Origin of the sequence: Chryseobacterium amylolyticum (assembly GCF_051011775.1) — a bacterium.
Taxonomy (GTDB): Bacteria; Bacteroidota; Bacteroidia; order Flavobacteriales; family Weeksellaceae; genus Chryseobacterium.
In genome coordinates this window covers 165,734-187,092 of record NZ_JBPCHX010000006.1, presented here as the reverse complement: position 1 = coordinate 187,092, position 21,359 = coordinate 165,734, and the positions used below count along the sequence as shown (strand labels likewise).

Below are 21,359 nucleotides of genomic sequence, written 5' to 3'. Positions count from 1 at the left end.
GTATTAGTTTTTATAGTTATATTTCATTTCTTTCAACACTTTGCCATCCATGTCAACAACTTTTTCAAGCCTGCCAGCAGCATCATAAATATAGCGTTCTCTGATTCCTGATGGCGGGGTAATACTCCTTACCCCTACTAAAGGATCATAGCTGTACGTAGTAATATTATAGTTTAACAGCCTGAAATAAGTACGGAAAACATCCAATTTATTAACAAGCTGGTTTTCTGCATCTTCTGGCTGCATGTTATAAAATGCAGGATTAGCGTCTTTTTCAGAAGCCAAAAGAATATCTGCAAGCTGGGCCGAAGCTGCTTCTCCAATCTGCTCATAGGTAAGCCCTTCAACTTTAGCAATAGGATACGTCTTATTATATCCCCAAACTAAAGAAACCGGAACCCCGATCTTTGTAGTATACTGCAGGAGATTTCCTTTGTCATCATACCTATCATATTTAACTTCAGTATCCCAGCTGCCAGCTTTGATATCATACGACTGGACAGAAGTCGGAAGGTAGTTGTCCTGACTATCATATTTGGTTTGTGTAAAGCTTAGGGTTTTATTATCCGAAGTAACCTTTGTAGATAACGGAATACCAGTCATGTTTTTATTAACCAAACGGGTGTTTCCCCAATCATTGGCATAATCATAATCTGTATAGATAATTTGGCTGTCAGAGGTTGTTAACTTACTTGTATCAAGATTTCCAGAAACATTATAAGTCAATTCTGTTTTTTTCACCAAAGCCGAGGTTCCTAAAAATGTAGTTTCAATGGTGGATTTAAGTCTTCTTTTACCAGTAATAAGAGGACTCACCAAAAACTTATATTTAGTGACGGGCAACGGATTTTGATAGTTGTGCCCAGTATAGGATAGCCCAATTACAGGACAACCTGAATTAAACTGATAGGGGTAAAAATTATTACTTGGGTCATAGAGACCGGTTGATGTTTTAACGATACCAAATGAAGGGTATACCCCATAGGTATTGGGTAAATTATCATAGTTATTTATTTTTGATGACAGTTTATTTTGATTCTGGTCATAAACTTCAATCAATGTATTCTCTCCATTGGAAGGAACATCTACTTTCGGCATACCCTTCAGGTAAGTTCCCTGTATATTGGTAAAATAATATTTCGTGTAACCTTTAGCTGTTCCGTCAATGACACTAATGTCTTTCTCTATAACCTCACTATAACCAAAAGATTTATTTCCTCCTATTCCGAAATCGCTGGAATTGATCGAAATATCGTTAAATATTGAAATAGATTCACTAGGGCATCCCCCGGTAGTTGATGAAGGCTGAGATTTAGATGTGGCACCACTGATAAGATTTATAGGATTAAAAGCATAAATTAATTTCCCACCATTATAAGTATATTCTTTATGTGACAATAATGTATTGTTTTCATAATTCTTTAATGACTTTATCCTTAAACCGCTTCCATAAGATATAGAAGTATCAATATTCGTATTATCAAAATATGAAATATCACTCGATACTACAGCTCTGTGACTTCCATCAGTACTTCGGTAATTAATACCATTCTCAACATACACATAATATTCGATAGTAGGATCAGCATCTACTGGCACTGTTATTTCTTCACTCCAGGTCATTTGATGTGTTTGTTCAAATACACTTCCAGGAACATCTACTTTCCATTCTTTAATTACAGTATCAACCGGCTGCCCATTGATGATCTTTCTTTTGCGAAACTGTATTTTACATTTAGCGATCTCCGTCCAGTCACCATAGTGAACCTCAGGGTATAGAGGCCCCATATAGCCGTCATATATGGTATTATTAAATTTTATAATATTATTTGGTAATTTAAATAAAGTACTTTGTTTTGTAATAGATCCTCCTGGCTCTGTACTTGCTCCTCTATGCGTTATACTTTGAGCTTTATTACCATTTTGTAACTGAGTAATAGTGGGTATAAACTGGTTGGTAAATGTATTGGATTCGTACTCAAATTCAGTACGGCCTCCAGTAGGGTAAGATATTTTCTTCAGTATATTTGTTGTAACACAACTGACATTTGTATATCTCATAGTCCCCAAATATGAGCTTGGTGTTAGACCATAATTTTTATAGGGAGCAGTTTTAAAGTAATCAAAATAGGTTAAATCAGGAAGAAGATTTTCACTCCCTTCACCATTACTATACCCATAAAAATCTGAACTTTTCATCTTATCAGGCATTATCTTGGATGTGTCATATTCAAATGTATAAGGGGGGATAGATGTCGGGACAGGATTACCCATTTGATCATAGTTAACCTCCTGAATAGAATTTAATCTTAACCTCTTATTTTTATAACCTTCTTCAGGTGTATTATTAATAGAATTAATTGGAAAATAATCCTGATTTAATACAAAACTTTTAATCTTCTTATTACTGTGTTTTGACAGAATATCAACTGAACTCAATTTTTTGATGGGTGTAGCAGTATAATGGGGGCGAATGTCTTCCCTATTATCCAAATTGAATTGTATCTTCGTATCTTCTGTTTCTATCCTAATTAATGTTTTTTTATCATTAATAACAGCATTAGAACTACTGCTTAAAGCAGGATTCATTGTAAAATTAGTGAGATGTACAACTTGTGTAGGATATTGCTGATAGGTACTTTCGTCCTGATATGCGAATGTAACAACTTTACCACTTACAAGTTCAATTCTGCTAATTTTAAAAGTATACGATAAGTCAGCGGTGCTGGCCTGATCAGTTGTTGATTTTTCAATAGCGTAAAAATAAAATTTATCACCTTTGTTGGTAGTTGCTATCCAGCCATCCGTATTTCTGGAGAATTTCACATCATCATTACTTTCTAAAAAAAGTATTTCACTGTTGTTCTCCGGATTGTAAAAAAATCTACCTGAGTATCCATAAAAATTATAAGAAAAAATATCGGGCTGTCCTTTTTTATTTTTTAAACTGCTTATGATATCATAAGAATCATCTGTAGCTGGCTGGGAGCCTCCAGGGAGAAGACCTGCATTATAATCATTGGCGCCATATTGAAGTCTATACATTGGACTTTCTGACTGAACAGTGGGAAAGTTATTTTTAAAAATACTATAACCCAATGTGCCGGCAAAACCATCTCCTCCTGTTACAAAGTCTTCGCTGCCTCTAATTTCCTGTGTAATGGTTCCTTCAGGCAAAAAATTCCACCCAAGACCTGCCCATGTCGCTTCGTCAGCAACTTTAATACCTGAGGTATGATAGCTAAAAGCTAAAGGAATTTCAATATTGTCTATTCTAAGAGTATAAAGAGGTATTGAAACTTCTGCTGTTCCGGTATAATGCCCTACGGGAATATCTCCAAACCGGCCCAATAATGCAACTTCAGGAGATGTAGGAACATTTTTCACACTTGGATCATATTGGTTGACTGTGGTTTGCCCTGAAGCATTATTTAATGTAGCTAATAATAAAATTATAGCTATTGTAGTTTTCTTCATGGAATTAGTTTTTATTTTTTTATCAGTTTGGCATTTGCTGTTTTATTATTATCCGTTTTTATGGTCACCAGATATGCTCCCTGAACCAAAGCCTGGGTATTAATTTTAGTCACTTTATTCTTCGTTTTAATACTCTGAAGCTGTCTTCCACTCATATCATACAACAGAATATCAGCCTCTTTAAAATCAAAGCCAATTTCTATGTAAGCATAATCTGACACCGGATTCGGGTAGATCTTAATATCATATTTTTCAATTAACTGATCAACCTGTTTGTCTCCCAGTTTTACAATCTTCCAGTTTTCTTTCCCCAGTTCTTCTGCACTGGTTCCGGCCAGAACAATAGAGCCGTCCCTGTTGAGTTTTAAATCAGATAGCCTCTCTGCTTTCTTCCTTGATTCTCCTTTAACATGTTTTCTCCACTGCTCATTGCCATTATGATCAAGGTATAACATCCAGAAAGTTTCATCATCGGTTTCTATTCTTCCTTCCGCCTGGGTATAACCTCCCAGCAGAATGCCTTTAGACTTCCCGCTTCCATCTTCCTGCTTCCCGCTTATTACACTCATTCCCATCAGGATATCACGGTTACCCAAATTGTAAGATTTCTGCCACTGTTCATCACCTCTTTCATTTAACGAAATCAGCCAAAGGTCTGTTCCTTCTTCAAGGCCTGCTGTTTTATTTCCTGACCTTTCTGATCTGGATTCCCCGCCAATGATAAAGCCGGTTGAAGTTAAAGCAAGGGTTCTCAAATGATCATCACCTTTTCCTCCGGAATTCTTTTCCCATTCTACTTTTCCGTTTTTGTCAAGCTTTACAATCCAGTAATCGCCTTCACCGAAATTGTCGCTTTGTTTTTGTACCGTTGTCAGATGTCGGGTGTCGGATGTATTTTGAGGACTTTGTACATTATACATTTTACTTTGTACAGCTGAACTTCTTGAATACATTCCGAGTAACGCTCCTCCGTCTTTGGTTGGAATCATTTTCTCGACTTCATCCAAACCTTTTCCTCCTAAAATTACCTGTGAGAGTTCTTTTCCGTCTTTGTCCAGTTTTGTGATCAGAACATCTTTGGAACCGTACCCTTTTGAAGAGCCCTGTACGTTTCCGGCAACAAAGAATCCTAAATCGGTAGTCTGGATAACTGCCCTGGCTTCTTCATCGGAAGAACTTCCCAATGTTTTCTGCCATAATTCATCTCCAAATTCATTGATTCTGACCAGCCAGATATCTGAGCCTCCTTTGGAATCCTCTTTTTTATCCAACCCTTTTCCTGAATAGCTGGTACCAGCCAGAAGAAATCCGCCATCCTGCGTGGTAACCGTTGCTGACAGATAATCATGGTTTTGTCCTGAGAAATATTTTTCCCAGACCTCTTCACCCTGCTGGTTCAGTTTGATAAGGTGAAAATCGTAACCGTTGTTCTGCTTACTTCCAGCCTCCGGCTTTCCGCTTCCTGACTGTATGGAACTTCCTGTGATCAGATATTGCTGATCAATGGTAGTGGTAACCTGGTTTAGAAAATCCTGTGTTGAGGATTGGATATCTTTCTGCCATACCACTTCCTGGGCGGATGTGCCCAAAAAAGCGCATAAGGTAAGCGCTCCGAGATAGATTTTTCTCATTCCCGTATTGTTATTTTTTGAGTTAGTGATTAGTTTTATTAAAACGTTTCGAATTTAACATTTTTTAAGAAACGACAAATATTTACCTTTATTATAATTAAATGACTACAATTATTTTCACACCATATAATTTATATTTATTTAACAAAAATATATTGCTTAAACGACAAAACATGTCGTTTGTAAAATATTAAACTTCCTTAGTATTTTGAAATTATTTTTATAACGGTAATAATAGTAATGATGACAGGAAAAAGCACAGAACGTTTTGTTCCTCTTCCAAGCGGCAAAGATTAGAAAATAGCGGAACTGGTAATGAAACTGATATCTACAGAATTATAACTATAGTGTCCACTGCTCTTTAAGAAGATTACAGAAATAGCTGAAAATTTAGCTGTACCGCGAATGGGGTAATACCACAATAACAATACTATTGAGTTCGATTTCACTTCTTGCATATGTAAAATACCCTCGCAAAAATGCGAAGGTATTGGACATTTTATCAAGATATAATTTTAATTCCTCTTGAAATTATAATTGTATATCAGTATCATTGAGAGTTAACCCCCATTTATTTTTCATATAATCATTCAATGGTGTATCCCAAAAGTAAGGTGGTGAGCAATACTCACTTATTTCCGGAAAGATCGTCTGAATCCTTTCTTCATAGATAGGACTTTCTTCAAATTTTTCTGATATCTCTGAATACTTCTCACTTATAAAACGCGTAAGCTCATTATCATTATGCATTCCCTTCTTCTTTAGTTGATCCAGCTGTTTAAAAAATTTAATTACAACCTTTTTATATTGCTCCTCATCAATAGTTGAAAGGGTTTCAAAATTCAAATAAATATCTATAATATGATTTACTTCTTTTATCTTACTGGTTTCCATAGTGGTGCTGTAGCTTGTATTTGGGTTCTAAACTGATGTAACATGATTCTTCCGACTGGTGTTATATTTGCATGGTTAATTTTATCTACATTAATACCTAATCCGGATTTGTATACGTCGGTTGCTTTTATTCTAAACAGAGTCGTCTTAGGCGTAGCAAAGTCTACTACCGGTACAACATTGCCATATCCTGGTGTCACGGACATTCCCATTCCTGAACTTCCATAAACATAATCTGTGTCGGCTTTTATTTCACCAAAAATATTATTAGACATATCTTTATTTCTTATTCCTAGAGTGTTAAGAGAGTTACCTAATTCGGGAAGACCTCCAACGCTTCTCATATTCCTATACAAATATAGATTATTTAAATCTTCAGGTTCATCTGCAGGAGTATCCACTGCTGCATCTCCATGCAGTGTCCAGATTGCTACAGCTGAAGCAAGTATCGTTAATAATGAAAGCCCAGCTCCTGTTCCGGCTATCGTACCAGTGCCTGTGCCAACTCCCGTGTTTCCCCAACCTACAGTAAGCGGAATTGTTGTTCCTAAAGATGAGCCCTGAGTAACATATTTTGCCTCTCCATTAAATCCTAAATAAGTATGCCCTGTATTCTGCTCAGAACTGTTGGTAATGACAACATTATCTACAACACTTCCGTCAGGACGGAAATCTGTGAAACCCCGTTTCATATATTCTTCATCGCCCTGCTGCATTCCCGGCAAAAATACCCATGCCCCATTTCTATAACCCCAGCCCGCTCCTTCTCTTCCATCCGGATCAATAAAATTTACCGGATTATCAAAGGCATAATTGTAAGGATTTAGTCTTGTCATTTTTTCAGCCAATGGATCCAAGACGCCCCATCTTCCAATTTCAGGCATATACATTCTTGCTCCATAGTCATACATTCCGGATTCTTCCTGAAGCTCCTTTCCGTTATATTTGTACTGATATGAAGAATTTCCAATACCATCATTGTAACCACGGTGCTTTAAACCAAAAGGATAGTAGTTGTTTTCTTCAATAACCTGTATTCCGCCTGTCCCATTACTTGTATAGCTAAGCCTTATGTTTCCTAAGTGATCCGAGTAACTGTAAACATATTTATTATTTTCAAAATTATAGTATCCTTCAGCGGTAGGAATGAATTTTAAAACCGGAGGAAACATTTGTGTTGTATTTCCCTGCACTTCATACTGAAAACCATCCAGGTAATCCGTCACTGTGGAGGCCTCCGTACTATTTTTACCGACTCCGTAAGTATACTTTTTGTTCAGCTTTACACCATCCGATCTGTAAAGGTACTGAGTTGTCACATTTTTTATAAGATCTCCTAAAAACAAATCCTTTACAATATAGGACTGATCGAAAGTAAATTTATCTGCCAGATCGAGATGGTTGTAATCGATATCCAGAATTCCTCTATCTTTCTGATCTGTCATATTTCCATTGAGATCATATCCAATAGTATTTCCGGAACTATCAGGATATCCGCTGTAATTACCTGAGTTATCTTTGACAGAAGTCAGCCTGTTACCTGTATAAGTGTACGTTAAATTATCTATCAGAAGCGGCTGATTATTGTATGATTTCTGGTATCTGCCTAAACTTCTGATATTACCTCCTATATCATAGTCTGCCCACTCATTATAAAAATTATTTTCTATGACCGTAGCACCTGGAGTGGTGAAACGGCCAAATGCAAATCTGTTTAAAGTATCATAAGAAAAGTCATACCTCCTTAAAATATTATCACTTTGTGTTTTCCAGTCGATTTCGGAAATATTCCCATTAAAAATTGCATATGTTTCAGTATTTGAGGGATTCTGATATTTAATGGAATAACCAAACAATTTTCCATTTACAAGATTATCGGGGTCATTTATTTTTGTCATCCAGCCCCGGATGTTATACTGATAATCTATTGTCTGAAGGGGATTAGAAATATCTACCCCTCCGACTTTTTTACTTGACAGTTGGGAAATCTCGTTATATGTATTTTGAGTCAGTACCTCTTCTGTATTATTATCAACCTTATGCTTATGTACAAGTAATCTATTTTGCGAATCGTATTCAAACGTTTCTTTGATAATCCTTTCTGTATCAGTATTCAGTCTTTTGTGCTTTACAATGGTCTGTTTTACTGCTCCCGAAAAATCAAGTACAGATTCTGTTGAAGTATAACCTCCTAAATGGTTGATAGAATAGGTCCCAATTTCCCTGCCTTTCATATCATAATAAGAATAATTCTTTGTCCAGTCATCATTCTCAATATTTTTTATCAGTGTTAATAAACCAAGTCCTTTGGTATTATTAACATCTGCAATATTATCGGCAACCGCATTCGGTGGAGGTGCCGGATTAAAACTATACGGTGGATAGAAATCATAATAATTTACGCTGAGTAACTTAAAATTAACATTTGGATAGCTGGTATTAGCCGGATAATAGACCTCCATTCCTGCATTATTAAACCCTATAGAAGCCTGCCTTAATGTATTGTTGTTTGTGAAGGTATTGAGTGTATTTTGTTCAAAAACCCTACCCTGGCTTCCATAGACCTGTGCACTTGTATAAATTCCTTTATAAACTATTCTGCTGAATTGGTCATATTTTGTAAACATCCATTGTTTAGCAACTCCAAGGTTTGCATCCTGAGCCAGTACTAATCTGTTTTGTTTATCATACACCATATACTGCCACCCTTTTCCGGGAAGCTTTTTTTCTACAAGCCTGTTTACTCCATCGTAACGGTATTGATAGCAAAGATCATTTAGGATGAAATCCGGAACTTCGACGTTACTTCCCGTTCCATATGCATTAAAAAAATCCATAACTGCTTTGGGTGGAATAATATAAGCCAGCTGATTAAATTCATTATAAACGTAGTAAGTATCTGCATTTTCATCATCCTGGGATATCTTACGAAGCAGTATTATGTCCCCGGATCCATTTGTAAATTGCACCGCTTTATTTCCGTCCTCATCAATTACTATGCTTTTATATAATTGATTTACCGCATACTCATTTTCCCAGACAACCTTCGAATAGGTCGTATTGTCTGTTACGGTTGTCGTTGTAACAAACCTGGCTACATGATCATCCAGAATATTGGCCTGATATTTAAAATTCACTGGATGGTTTTGCCAGGCCAGTCCAGGTTGTACATTTGATAAAGCCCTTTCTATCGGAGAAGCTTCAACATTTTTGTGAGTAAAGGGAAAATTATCTCCATAATAATTTGTAGCATTCGAATTAACGCCTGACTGAATGGCTCCATGTAGGGTATTCATTGGTGAGGGAAGCCATGAATCTACTTGTCTTCCAAATTCATCATAATTAATCGGTGTCACCAAATCTTTACCCTGCGGAGTTGCTTTTACATTAATCAGCTGTATGGGCCTTCCTAATTTATCAAAGTACTGAACTGTTTCAGCTACCTTAGGATCGCCAGAAGCAGGATAGTCAAGGTAATTCTTAGTATAAATATAATTTTCATTGCTGCTGGGTACAGTTTGTGTTTGCGCATATAATGTACCTGCTAAAAGCAGCAGACATAATAAAATCAGAGTTTTTTTCATGGTGAGTTAGTTTACTGGAAAGAATAGCTCATAATTATAGGAAGTATTGTTGGGTGTGGAAACTCCCAAATGTCTTCGTATGATAATCTCCCCATTGGTTTTAATTGTATAGTACACCTGCCCGTTGTAAGATGAATAATCTGATGTTGGCCTGCAGTTGCCTACAATGTCAGCCACTTTTACCCCTGTTGTCGTCCAGGGTAAATTGACTGAGTTTGATCCCGAGGAAAACCCAAAACTTACCTTATACATTGCGTTAGTAGTAACAGAAGCGCTTCCTCCCCCTGAAATTCCTATAGAGCTGTTGAATGAAAGACTGCAGTATGTTGTAGAGTTACATAAACCATTGGCATTGGCATAGTATTGACCATTAGCCGCAATATCATCAAGGGCTGTTTGATCTACCACTGCCTGACTTATCGTGGAGGAGTATTTTCCTGCAGGTACTGTATAAACGATAGGTGCTGGAGTGGCGCCTGGCTGGGTACAATTATTTTTCGAAAATGATTGACTTTTGGAAGTATTGTAATAGTAAACCGTAGGTACATACCCGTATTTATATTCTTTTATAGTTTTACCTGATCTGTCTTTTATTTTCTGGAGCCTCAATGCATTATCATAAATATAACTTTCTCTCGTGCCAGCCGGCATTGTAATACTTCTAAGCCCTACCAGAGGATCATGAGTATAGGTTGTTACCTGATATGCTGTAAAAGCAGGATTAGCCCTGAAATTATCTAAAGCACTTAATAATGTCGTCTCATCATTATTTGGCAAAGCCAGTGCATCATTATTGGAAGCACTCACAATGCCATTAATAAGAGAGGGGTCAATATCTGATAATTTGGCTCCATCTATTTTAGCGATGGGTTTTGTCTGATTATATCCCCAGATAACAGTGGTTGGTATACCTTCCCTGTTTGTAAATTGCTGTAAATTCCCTTTGCTGTCAAACTTATCATACGTCATCTGAACAACTGGCGAATTTATCAGGATATTGGTAGAAAGATCGGCATAAGGTAAAGGAAGACCTGCTGTTTTCAAATCGGCATCAGCCTGGCTTGATGGAAAATTCTTATATACTGTTGATATAATTTTTCCTTGGTCCGTATCATTCTTTTTCTTGATTGAACTTTGAAGTTGGGGACTGGCAACAATATTTAAATTAATTAGGTATTGCATTCCCTGTGTCAAAGGATAAGCAAAAGAGTTTTCTGTAATGCTTCCATCAAAATGAGTTATCTTCTCTTTTGTTGGAAGAAAAAAAGGTTCCTGATAATTGTACGATATTGGCACACCATTATTTAAAACCGGATTAGCTCCGAAATATTCCTTTGTGACCTGTTCCTCATTAAAGTTACTGATACTCAAATAATTATTTCTGCTGATTTTTTTATACAAAATAAGATTTTCTGGGGTATTATCAATAATCAGACTCCAGGCAGGTTTAAAAATATATGAGTTAGAAAAGTATACATTAAAATCAGTACTAACGTCTTTCCCGATTTTGTAAATATAGGTTTCTGTTTGCATCGGAAAAGTTGCCCCTTCTGCGTAAACTTCTTTGTTAATCAACTTCGCTCTTAAATGGCTGCGGTTTTTGAAATAATTTTCATTTGCCACAAGATTACTTCCGCTAACACCACCCGTATGATCTTCAGTGTGGGGATAAATATTAGGATAATTATTAAAACCTGTAAAAGAAAACACCTGCTTTCCTTTCCCGGTTTCTTCTTCGGTCACTTTTTCGTAAATGACAAAACTTCTATCATCGGTTTCAGGCATGTTCTGCTGTGATAAATATACCGCCGGATAAGAAGCAACGCCAGAATCGCTGACACTATTGTACCATCCTCCAATTCTATTAGTAACCATAGAAGGTATACTTCCTATTGTACCTGATGAAGTCCCGTTATCATTCAGATATTTATACTTAATTGTTCTGGCTGTATTACCATCAAGTATCTTTTGCTCTTTGACTCTGACTCCGCCACCCAGCTGTTCCTGCCCATTCAAAAGAAACCTATTTAGCTCATATGCAAACTGGAAATATCCACCTGTAGGAGTTGTGATCCGGTTCAGCATTCCTATAGAAGCTTGATTGTCCGGAGTCATGTCTATATCACCATATAAAAAAGTGGTTCCATTAAATGGAAGATTATCAAATTTGAACTTCTGATTTATAATTTGGTAATATGTTTTGGGAAAACTTCCGGCCGACTGCTGTTTAAAATTACCAAAAAGATCTCTGTAATTTTTGGTAGCTTCCGAAGTTCCTTTGGAAGGCATAGGAACAGGATTATATTCAAGCTTATAATTGTAGAGAAAGGTATCATCTTTATCATAAAATGCAACATCATCTAATCTCAATCTTAAATCCAGATCACTTGAAACCTGTGTATTTTTGAAATAACCATAGTTTAATTTTACCTTTTTAACAATCTGTCCGTTAACATCATAAACAATGATTTGAGAAAGTGCCCGTTTAGGAGTTACATTATTATTATCATCAAAAGCATCAGATCTGGTAAAATCATAGAAAAACTTTACCTTACCCTCACTCCAGTTAATTTCTTCCACATAATGATATATGGTATTTTGAGCATATTTATTGTTAGTATAATCTACTGGTGAAATACCACCTCCGGGATAATTGATAATACTGCTCCCATTTCCGTAATTAATAATATATGAACTTAAAATTACTTTACCTTTATCAAGATCATTAAGCTTAGTCTGGGATTGCTGGAACTCTTTATAGGTAAAAGTGACTTTTTTATTGGAAGTAACATCAAGTATAGAATCAAGATTCCACGTATTAATATCGATATTATAGTTATTTTTTAAGATAAGCTTGCATATTGACATGGCACTTTTGGGGCTTTCAGGTGATGAATCTGTAAAACCTGTGAAAGGAAACTCTGTTGTGGAACTTATGTTGACATCGTTTGTTTTAAATGAATATACATTTCCGTACGCATTGATGATCTGAAACTGATCATAATCTTTAGCATTATTTCTTAACAATGAATAATTATTCTGTGTCGCATAATTATCAAGATTGCCTAATTTCATACTACATTCCGTAGGAAAAACAGTATTCCATCCCATCCATCCTTTATTGGGAACATTACTAATGTCAAATTTATCATACTTATTGACATAAATTTTGTTACCAAATCCATCTAATTCATGGCCTCTGTAACCATACGTACTAAATCTTATATCCCAATTACCATCCTGATTTGTTTTTTTATTCAAGTAAAATTTAGAATTTAAACCGGGTGCAACCGCAAAAAAAGTGTCTGCCGCCATATCAACATATTGCTCATAATTTGAAGATGCAGCAGTAATTTTAGAGTCCGGCATAAATTCAACATCACTATCATTAACCAGTCGTCCTTTTTTACTTACATATTGCCCCCAATCTGAGGATGCATCATACACTGTTAGCCATGTTAGTGAAGATTCATCCCATTCTGCACGGGGATAATTACTTGAATTCTGGTTAACTCTATATTTATTATCATCAATATCATTAACAAACTTTGTCACATTACCGCCTGCTATTAAAACCCAATCTAATCCGACATTTGTGCTTTCCTGATTTACTTTTACTCCATTTGATGAGTATTTTAACATTACCGGAACACTAATATTTCCTTCTTTAACCTCAAAAATAGGAATCGAATATTCTGCTCTGCCGGTAGCATAATTAATCGGAATGAGTTCAGATTTAATTAATTGTGAAACTTCGGGAGTCGTAACAGTAAAAGCTTTCGCCAAATAATCATCTTTATTGGTAGAATTATTTACTGTAGTCGTTGTTTTTGCAAGAACCTTAATGGTATCTGATTCTTTCTTTGTCTTCTCTTTTTGCCCGTAAGTAAAACAGAAAGATAGAATTAAAAATATAAAAAAGTATTTTTTCATGGTTATTTCTTGATCAATTTTGCATTCGCCGTTTTGTTGTTATCCGTTTTTATCGTCACCAGATAGGCTCCCTGGACCAAAGGCTGAGTATTCATTTTAGTTACTCTGTTTTTGGTTTTTACGCTCTGAAGCTGTCTTCCGCTCATATCATACAACAGAATATCAGCCTCTTTAAAATCAAAGCCGATTTCTACATATGCGTAATCAGATACAGGATTTGGATAGATCTTAATGTCGTATTTTTCTAATAACTGATCAACCTGCTTATCTCCAAGCTTAACAATTTTCCAGTTTTCTTTTCCCAGCTCTTCTGCACTGGTTCCGGCAAGAATAATGGATCCGTCTCTGTTTAGTTTCAAATCGAAAAGTCTCTCTTCCTTCTTTCTGGATTCTCCTTTGACGTGTTTCCTCCACTGCTCATTGCCATTCTGATCTAAATACAGCATCCAGAAGGTTTCATCATCCGTTTCTATTCTTCCTTCCGCCTGGGTATAACCTCCCAGCAGAATGCCTTTAGAACTCCCGTTTCCGTCTTCCTGCTTCCCGTTTATTACATTCATACCCATCAGGATATCCCGGTTACCCAAATTGTAAGATTTCTGCCACTGTTCATCACCTCTTTCATTCAAGGAAATCAGCCAAAGGTCTGTTCCTTCTTCAATCCCTGCTGTTTTATTTCCTGACCTTTCCGATCTGGATTCCCCGCCAATGATGAAACCATTTGAAGTTAAAGCCAATGTTCTGATATGATCATCACCTTTTCCTCCGAAATTCTTTTCCCATTCTACTTTTCCGTTTTTGTCAAGCTTTACGATCCAGTAATCGCCTTCGCCGAAGTTGCTGCTGGCTTTGGAATAAGAGTCGATCTTCACGCCACTTCCAGCTTCCAGCCTCCCGCTTCCCGCCTTTACTTCAGAACTTCTCGAATAAATACCCAGTAATGCTCCTCCATCTTTTGTTGGAATCATTTTCTCTACTTCATCCAAGCCTTTTCCTCCTAAAATTACCTGTGAGAGTTCTTTTCCATTTTTATCGATTCTGGTAATCCAGACATCTTTGGAACCGTAACCTCTTGAAGAATTCTGTACATTTCCGGCAACAAAGAATCCTAAATCTGTAGTCTGAATAACTGCCCTGGCTTCTTCATCAGAAGTACTTCCTAGTGTTTTCTGCCATAATTCATCACCAAATTCATTGATTCTGATCAGCCAGATATCTGATCCCCCTTTGGAATCCTCTTTTTTATCAGATCCTTTGGAAGAATAGCTGGTACCAGCCAGAAGAAATCCTCCGTCCTGTGTGGTAACCGTTGAAGACAGATAATCATGGTTTGTTCCTGAGAAATACTTTTCCCAGACTTCTTCTCCCTGTTGATTGAGTTTGATCAGGTGAAAATCATAACCGTTGTTCTGTTTTTGTCTATCAGCAGTCTGCGACCGGCTTTTAAACTGAATCGAGCTTCCAGTGATCAGATACTGCTGATCAATGGTTGTGGTAATCTGACTCAGGAAATCCTGAGTAGAAGATTTGAGGTCTTTCTGCCATACCACTTCCTGGGCAGATATACAAAGACCTGTGTACAATACACATACATTCATGAAGAGTTTCCGCATTAGTTTTTTTATGACCGAAAGTATTACAATATCAAACCAAGTAAGGAAACAAAGTGTTATTTATTCTTTAAGTTAACATTAACATTCATATACTAAATTATTGTACTAAGTATCCTCCAGAAACATAATATTGGAGTATAAAATACCATATCAGAGTTCTTTATAATTGAGTTTTTTACTTTTGTTATTAACAAAATTATCGCGAATACTTTTCTATCAATTTTTAACTTATGAAACTATCCTGAATTTGTAGACCGATATGTAAAGAATTTCTTTATCATTACTTTTTTTAAGAGATTTGGGAAAAGAAGAATTGAATTACAAGAATCAAGTATTATTTCCTGCTTAATAACGGAAAACTGTGGCGCAAGCGTGGCAGTTGTTATTGAAAAGATGGAAATATGGATAGTATACTGGTTAAAAATATAGGTTCGAATCCCGTATTCTCCACTGAGTGTGAAAGATAAATCAAATAGCTGTAATTTAATCAATTACAGCTATTTTGCATTTTTTTTGCAATTATCGTAATTTTTTACAATTGCTCTAAATTAAGTTGGCAAAAATCATGGCACTTACTTGAGAGTAACCGTAGACGGTACAAAAAAAGAGATTTCAACGAAAAGTGGGATATATTACGTTGGAATCAAAACACAGAAAGAGCAATTGGAACAAAGAATGATACAAAATCGCTTAACTACTTTATGGATACCTTAAAAACTTCAATTCTTAATTACAGAACAGAATTACTAACAATGGGAGTTACTGTTACCCCGGAAAGAATAATTGAGTTTCAATTTTCATTCTAACAATCCTGAAAATTATTTCTTCACATAATTTCATCCGAAAACTGATCTACAATCTTTTTCAGATCAATTCCTTTGCCTAATACCGGTTTAAAAATATCTCCTTCGCTCTGCATTCTTTCTATAGCATTGAAAATATGAAAATCAGCAATCTTCAAGCCCTTTTTAACTTCGTCCCAGTAAAGCGGCATGGAAACTGTAGCACCGGGTTTCGGACGGACAGAATAAGCTGCTGCGATGGTAGCATGCGGCCTGTTCTGTAAAAAATCCAGATACATCTTCCCTTTTCTATCCTTTATGGTCCGTTCGATACTTGTAAATTCAGGTAATTCCTTATGTACAAGAGTAACAATTACCCTTGCAAATTCTTTTGACTGTTCGTAGGTGTATTTATTTCCGAGAGGAATATAAATATGCAGCCCGGTAGATCCGCTTGTTTTACAATAGCTTGGAACCCCCATATCATCCAGAATACCTTTTGTTACCTGCGCTGCTTCGATAACCTGCTCAAATGAATTTTTATCCGGATCAAGATCAATAATACAAAAAGTAGGATGCTCAGGTTTTTTAATGGTACTGTTCCATGGATTCATTTCAATACATCCCAGATTAGCCATATACAGCAATGTAGCCTCATCTTTTCCTACAAGATAATGCCGGTCTTTATGATCGGTATCGCTATGATATAAATAAGTTTCTGCCCAATCGGGAGCTGTTTTTGTAACATCCTTGAAATAAAATCCTTCATCCTCGATACCGTTGGGAAAACGGTTCATGCTTTGCGGACGGTCTTTAAGATAAGGCAGAATAAAAGGGGCTGCCTGGTAATAGTAATTAATAAGATCTCTTTTTGTGATCCCTTCTTTAGGCCAGAATAATTTATCAAGATTGGTAAATTTGAGTTCATGTCTGTTTATTTTCCGCACCTGGCTTTTATCTTTCGGATTAAGAAGAGTTTTACGGCTGGTCCCGGTTCTTGCTTTTATCATTTTACCAGGGTGATCTTCTACTAGCTTTTCTACAGGTGCTTCTGTTTCCAGAACAACTTTTTTCGCATTTTTATCCTCTCTCATTCCCTCAAAAGAAGGATGCCTCATAACACCATCACTCGTCATCTCTGCAAAGCTTACTTCACACACTAATTCAGGACGAAGCCATGTTACCGTTGCATGTGGAGGGTTGGGTCTGAACCGTGAGGGTTTATTTACATCAGGCTCTTCTGCAAAAGGTGCTTTTTTAATGATCAGCGGTTTAAAAAGTTCCATCATTTCGGTCTGCAGCTTTCTATTGAATCCTGTTCCTACTTTTCCTGTATATATGAATTTACCGCCTTTATATACCCCAACAAGAATACTGCTGAACAGCTTATTGGAATCATCGTTCAGGGTATATCCGCCGATCACAACTTCCTGCCTTTTATTAGCTTTGATTTTGAGCCAGTCACGGGACCGGTTATGTACATGATAAACACTGTCCTTACGTTTTGCCATTATACCTTCAAGACCAAGCTTTTTCGCTTCTTCTAAAAAATCAGTACCTGACGTTTCAAAATGTTCACTGACAATGATACTGTTACTTTCAGGAAGCACTTTCTTTAAGACCGCTTTTCTTTCCAAAAGGGAAAGATCCTTTAAGTCTTTGCCTTCATACCATAGAATATCAAACACATAATAAACCAGATCGCCATCTGCTTCGCTCCGCCAATTCTGAAGCTGTCCAAAATCAGCGGTTCCCTTTTGAGTCAGGACAACAATTTCTCCGTCTATCACTGCATTCAGATTCAATTTTTTAAGTTCATCATAGATCGGATAAAATTTTTCGCCAAAACTTTTATCGTTACGGGACTTTAATTCAACCTCACCATCATTCATAAAAGCTACCGCTCTGTATCCGTCCCATTTCACTTCATAGATCCATTCATCATTATCAAACGGCTTATCAACCAATGTTGCCAGCATCGGCTCAATTCGGGTATAAAATTTTTGTTCAGGCAATTTATTAAGAAGAGATTTGATATTACTCTTACTTTCAGGTTCTTTATCGGTTCCAGCTTTCCTTTTCGTATTTTTCTTATTCTTTACAGCCTCATCTTCATTAATCTCTTTTTTTCCATAGATATTATCCGGTGCTTTTTCCATCTGTTCAATCGTTTTACCGGAAATCACAGACTTATCTTTTTCTGTAATCTCTTTTTCACTGGCATACTGATCTTCAAGCTTCATCAGCAGCCAGCCGTTATCCCCCCTTCCATGCGCTTTTACGAGAGCAAACTCTCCTTTAAGCTTTTCACCATTGAGTATAAACTTAAGTTTCCCGGAATATAGTTGATGAAGAAGATTCTTCTCTTGTTTCCCATGATCCTCATCTTGCAAATCTGCCGGCATATAGGTCCCCTGGTCCCACACGATCACAGTTCCACCACCATATTGCCCCTTGGGGATAATACCTTCAAAATTCCGGTAGTCATAAGGATGATCTTCAACCATCATAGCCAGTCTTTTTATGTCAGGATTCATTGAAGGCCCTTTTGGCACTGCCCAGCTTTTTAATACCCCATCCATTTCAAGACGAAAATCATAATGAAGATGTGAGGCATCATGTTTCTGAATCACAAAATGCAGCTCTTTTCCATTTGGTTTTCCTCCAAAAGGCTCAGGGGTCTTTTCTTCAGAACGCTTTTTGCGGTATTCAGATAAGCCCATAAAAAATAGTTTTTAAGATTTATTGCAGTGAGTAAAGAATCTTTACTTTCTATGTTTTTCCTTGAGATATTTTTCAAGTACTTTACGATCATTCGATCCGGTTGCCCTTATCGCTCCTGTTACAGCCTGAGATGTCACTCCCATTTTTTCCTTAAAATATTGGATTTCGTAATTTTCCGATCCGCTGACTTTATTTCGGTCAGATGAACCTCTTTTGGATTTATTGTCTGCCATGATCTGATGTTTTGAGAATTAATATTTTGTAGGTTAAAAAAATTACAAAAACCAAGCCGTTTTGCGAAAATATATTTTATCACCACAGGATTTACTGTACCAACAACGATAAATGGGAGAAGAATGAATTACAAAGTAATTCTTAGGCTATCTCGGTCGACCGGCTATGAAGATGCCGTTGGGTCATCCTAGTTTGAGCCCTGTACATATCACTGAGGTAATTGGCACTCAGATTCAATTCATCTGCTGTTAAATAACACCCAGTAAGTTTTCCAGCTTTGTAAGTAAATTATTATTCATCCTTTCCTGTTAAAAACCGGCACTTATAGAAACGGTCACAATCAGAAAGGGTCTTTCATTATTTCAGGTTCCATTAGGTGTGCGACTTCTTGATTGATTATGTTATTTCATCCTTTTAATAATCCGTAGGAATTCGTCTTTCTTTCTCTGTGATACCTGTAAAGACGTTTTATCACTCGATGATCATATTCTTAACATTTAATGTTATTTTTCAACAAAAAATCTTAGTAAATTGGTGAAAATAGCTATCAAAATCCAAGCAATACCCTTAACAAACACTGCTTAAAAGTTAAAAATATAAATAAAAATTACTTACAATAATAAATTTAAAATAGAAAAAGGCATGTAACAATGAAAATATTTGTGTTTTAAAGCGATTTATAATATTATTTAATTCTTTTTTGAAGTTATAAAATTACATCCATTTAGCTGATGTTGCATTGATGATAAACATCTTCAGTAATTAAATTAAGCCAACTAAAATGAAATATTATCCAATACCAGAAGCTTTAATGAATTATGTGGAATCAATCTGGTCATTTGAAAGCCCGGAGCAGATGGAAGCTGATGAACAAGCAGCTATAATTCCGTCAGGTCGTTGGATCGTCATATGGAATTATAGTGGGGAATATGAACATGTTATTCAAAATCAATCTTTTCATCATTCGACATTTGATCTTCATTTGGTAGGACAACACCATACTAAAATTGTGCTCAAAGGCAATGTTCCCGTACATTCCATCGGTATCAGCTTCAAGCCATACGGTTATTATTCAATAGCAGGGAGCGATCTTTCCAATTATCTCAGCAAAGTGGTTTCCATCTCAAAAAGAAAGCTTGACGGCTCTGAAGTTTTGACAGATTTTTCAGGAAACCTTCAGGAATCAGTAACTCAGCTTACTGAACTTCTTACAGAAAGGATAAGGTTTGAACCAGATAGCCGTGTTGTTCATATTGCGGAACAAATAAACGCTCACAAGGGCAATATCTTAATTAAAGATCTTTTTGCAGGTATTAATACTTCGCAACGCCACCTTAACAAACTCTTTAAATTGCAGACCGGAATTACCCCAAAGGAATATGCCTCAATAGTACGTTTTCAGGAGATATTTAACCGTTACATAAGAAATAAAAAACCAGAGAATAAAAATGAACTGTACGATCTTTTTTATGATGAATCCCATTTTTTGCAGAGCTTCCGTAAAGTCCTAACATTACAACCGAATGTATTTCTGAAAAAAAACAATAAACTGGGAAACGAGTTTATTAAAAAATAAGCAGGTCTGTTTTTTCCTATTACCAACTACATCTGTACTGTTACTTTGCAGAAAAAACAGAACAATATGTTAAACAAAGTAACTGACACAGCAAAAGAGCTTATTACCTTTAAAGCTGCAACTACGACTATACCGTATGCAAAAGAAATTGCGAAGTATTTCAGTATTGACAATCCACTGAATTCAGATTTTGGGTTCTGGGCAAGTGTGCTCCATTTTGAAATGCGCTACCTTTCCCTCGACTTTTTCCTTGAAAAGAGTGTTTCCTCGGCAGTACTTGAATTGTCAGCAGGATATTCACTGCGTGGGTTGGAATACACCAGTAAAAATCCTGACAGGATCTATTTTGATACTGATCTCAGGACAGTAATGAATGAAAAAATGGAGATGTTAAAACGTCTGAATATTCCTGTTCCCGGCAACCTTAAGTTTCAGGAATCTGACGTTTTGAACCCCGGCAGTATCCTGACTAAAGATCAGGATCTTCTTATTATTAATGAAGGCCTGCTCATGTATTTTGATAGAGAAAAGCAGTCTCAAATCCTTAAAAATATACATTCGGTTTTGCAAGAAAACGGAGGAACCTGGGTAACAGCTGATATTTATCTCAAACATGAAACAGGTTCCGTTGGTAGCGATAAGGATAAAAAATGGGAACGCTTCTTTAAATCAAATAATGTCATGGAAAATTATTTTGTTTCCTTTGACCAGGCAGCGCAATTCTTTTATGACAATGGATTTATTATTGTAAATAAATATGAGCCGGAGTTTGAAAAATTCAGCAGCCTTCCCAGTTTATTGAATTCTGCGTCTCCCCAACAGCTGGAGGCTTTGAGAAGTAAAGGAAATGTTCAGCAGACATGGCAGCTCAAGATCAGGTAATACTATAATAATCCTTTATGTCTACTACT

10 protein-coding genes are annotated in these 21,359 nt (G+C 36.3%); 2 read left to right on the top strand and 8 right to left on the bottom strand.

What is annotated here, in order from left to right:
• Nucleotides 1–3 precede the first annotated feature (3 nt).
• The 8 genes from ACR1PO_RS17340 to ACR1PO_RS17305 all read right to left on the bottom strand — a co-directional run bounded on the left by ACR1PO_RS17340 (nt 4) and on the right by ACR1PO_RS17305 (nt 18,871).
• Nucleotides 4–3,477, bottom strand: coding sequence for an RHS repeat domain-containing protein (locus ACR1PO_RS17340; protein WP_433987579.1), 3,474 nt, complete (start codon nt 3,475–3,477; stop codon nt 4–6).
• Between the two features lie 11 nt (nt 3,478–3,488).
• Nucleotides 3,489–5,108: a T9SS type A sorting domain-containing protein gene (locus ACR1PO_RS17335; RefSeq protein WP_433987578.1), complete on the bottom strand. Its 1,620-nt coding sequence runs from the start codon at nt 5,106–5,108 to the stop codon at nt 3,489–3,491.
• A gap of 531 nt (nt 5,109–5,639) precedes the next feature.
• The gene (locus tag ACR1PO_RS17330) at nt 5,640–6,002 is read right to left on the bottom strand and encodes a hypothetical protein (protein WP_433987577.1); all 363 of its coding nucleotides are present in this window, start codon (nt 6,000–6,002) and stop codon (nt 5,640–5,642) included.
• A complete protein-coding gene (locus ACR1PO_RS17325) occupies nt 5,984–9,586 on the bottom strand; it encodes a DUF6443 domain-containing protein (protein WP_433987576.1) in 3,603 nt (1,200 codons plus the stop codon). The genes ACR1PO_RS17330 and ACR1PO_RS17325 overlap by 19 nt, the downstream gene beginning before the upstream one ends.
• 6 nt (nt 9,587–9,592) lie before the next feature.
• Nucleotides 9,593–13,519 carry a DUF5977 domain-containing protein gene (locus tag ACR1PO_RS17320; protein ID WP_433987575.1) on the bottom strand — a complete coding sequence of 1,309 codons (3,927 nt, stop codon included), beginning with the start codon at nt 13,517–13,519 and terminating at the stop codon, nt 9,593–9,595.
• 2 nt (nt 13,520–13,521) lie between these two features.
• Nucleotides 13,522–15,132 carry a T9SS type A sorting domain-containing protein gene (locus ACR1PO_RS17315; RefSeq protein WP_433987574.1) on the bottom strand — a complete coding sequence of 537 codons (1,611 nt, stop codon included), beginning with the start codon at nt 15,130–15,132 and terminating at the stop codon, nt 13,522–13,524.
• An 826-nt stretch (nt 15,133–15,958) separates the two neighbouring features.
• Entirely contained in the window at nt 15,959–18,637 is a 2,679-nt protein-coding gene (gene ligD / locus ACR1PO_RS17310; protein WP_433987573.1) for a DNA ligase D, read from the bottom strand.
• Nucleotides 18,638–18,679: 42 nt separating this feature from the next.
• Nucleotides 18,680–18,871 carry a DUF3606 domain-containing protein gene (locus ACR1PO_RS17305; RefSeq protein ID WP_433987572.1) on the bottom strand — a complete coding sequence of 64 codons (192 nt, stop codon included), beginning with the start codon at nt 18,869–18,871 and terminating at the stop codon, nt 18,680–18,682.
• A 782-nt stretch (nt 18,872–19,653) separates the two neighbouring features.
• Between ACR1PO_RS17305 and ACR1PO_RS17300 the strand changes: the two genes are divergently transcribed.
• Both ACR1PO_RS17300 and ACR1PO_RS17295 read left to right on the top strand, forming a co-directional pair.
• Nucleotides 19,654–20,448: a helix-turn-helix domain-containing protein gene (locus tag ACR1PO_RS17300; protein WP_433987571.1), complete on the top strand. Its 795-nt coding sequence runs from the start codon at nt 19,654–19,656 to the stop codon at nt 20,446–20,448.
• Between the two features lie 66 nt (nt 20,449–20,514).
• The gene (locus tag ACR1PO_RS17295) at nt 20,515–21,330 is read left to right on the top strand and encodes a hypothetical protein (protein ID WP_433987570.1); all 816 of its coding nucleotides are present in this window, start codon (nt 20,515–20,517) and stop codon (nt 21,328–21,330) included.
• The last annotated feature ends 29 nt before the right edge of the window (nt 21,331–21,359 follow it).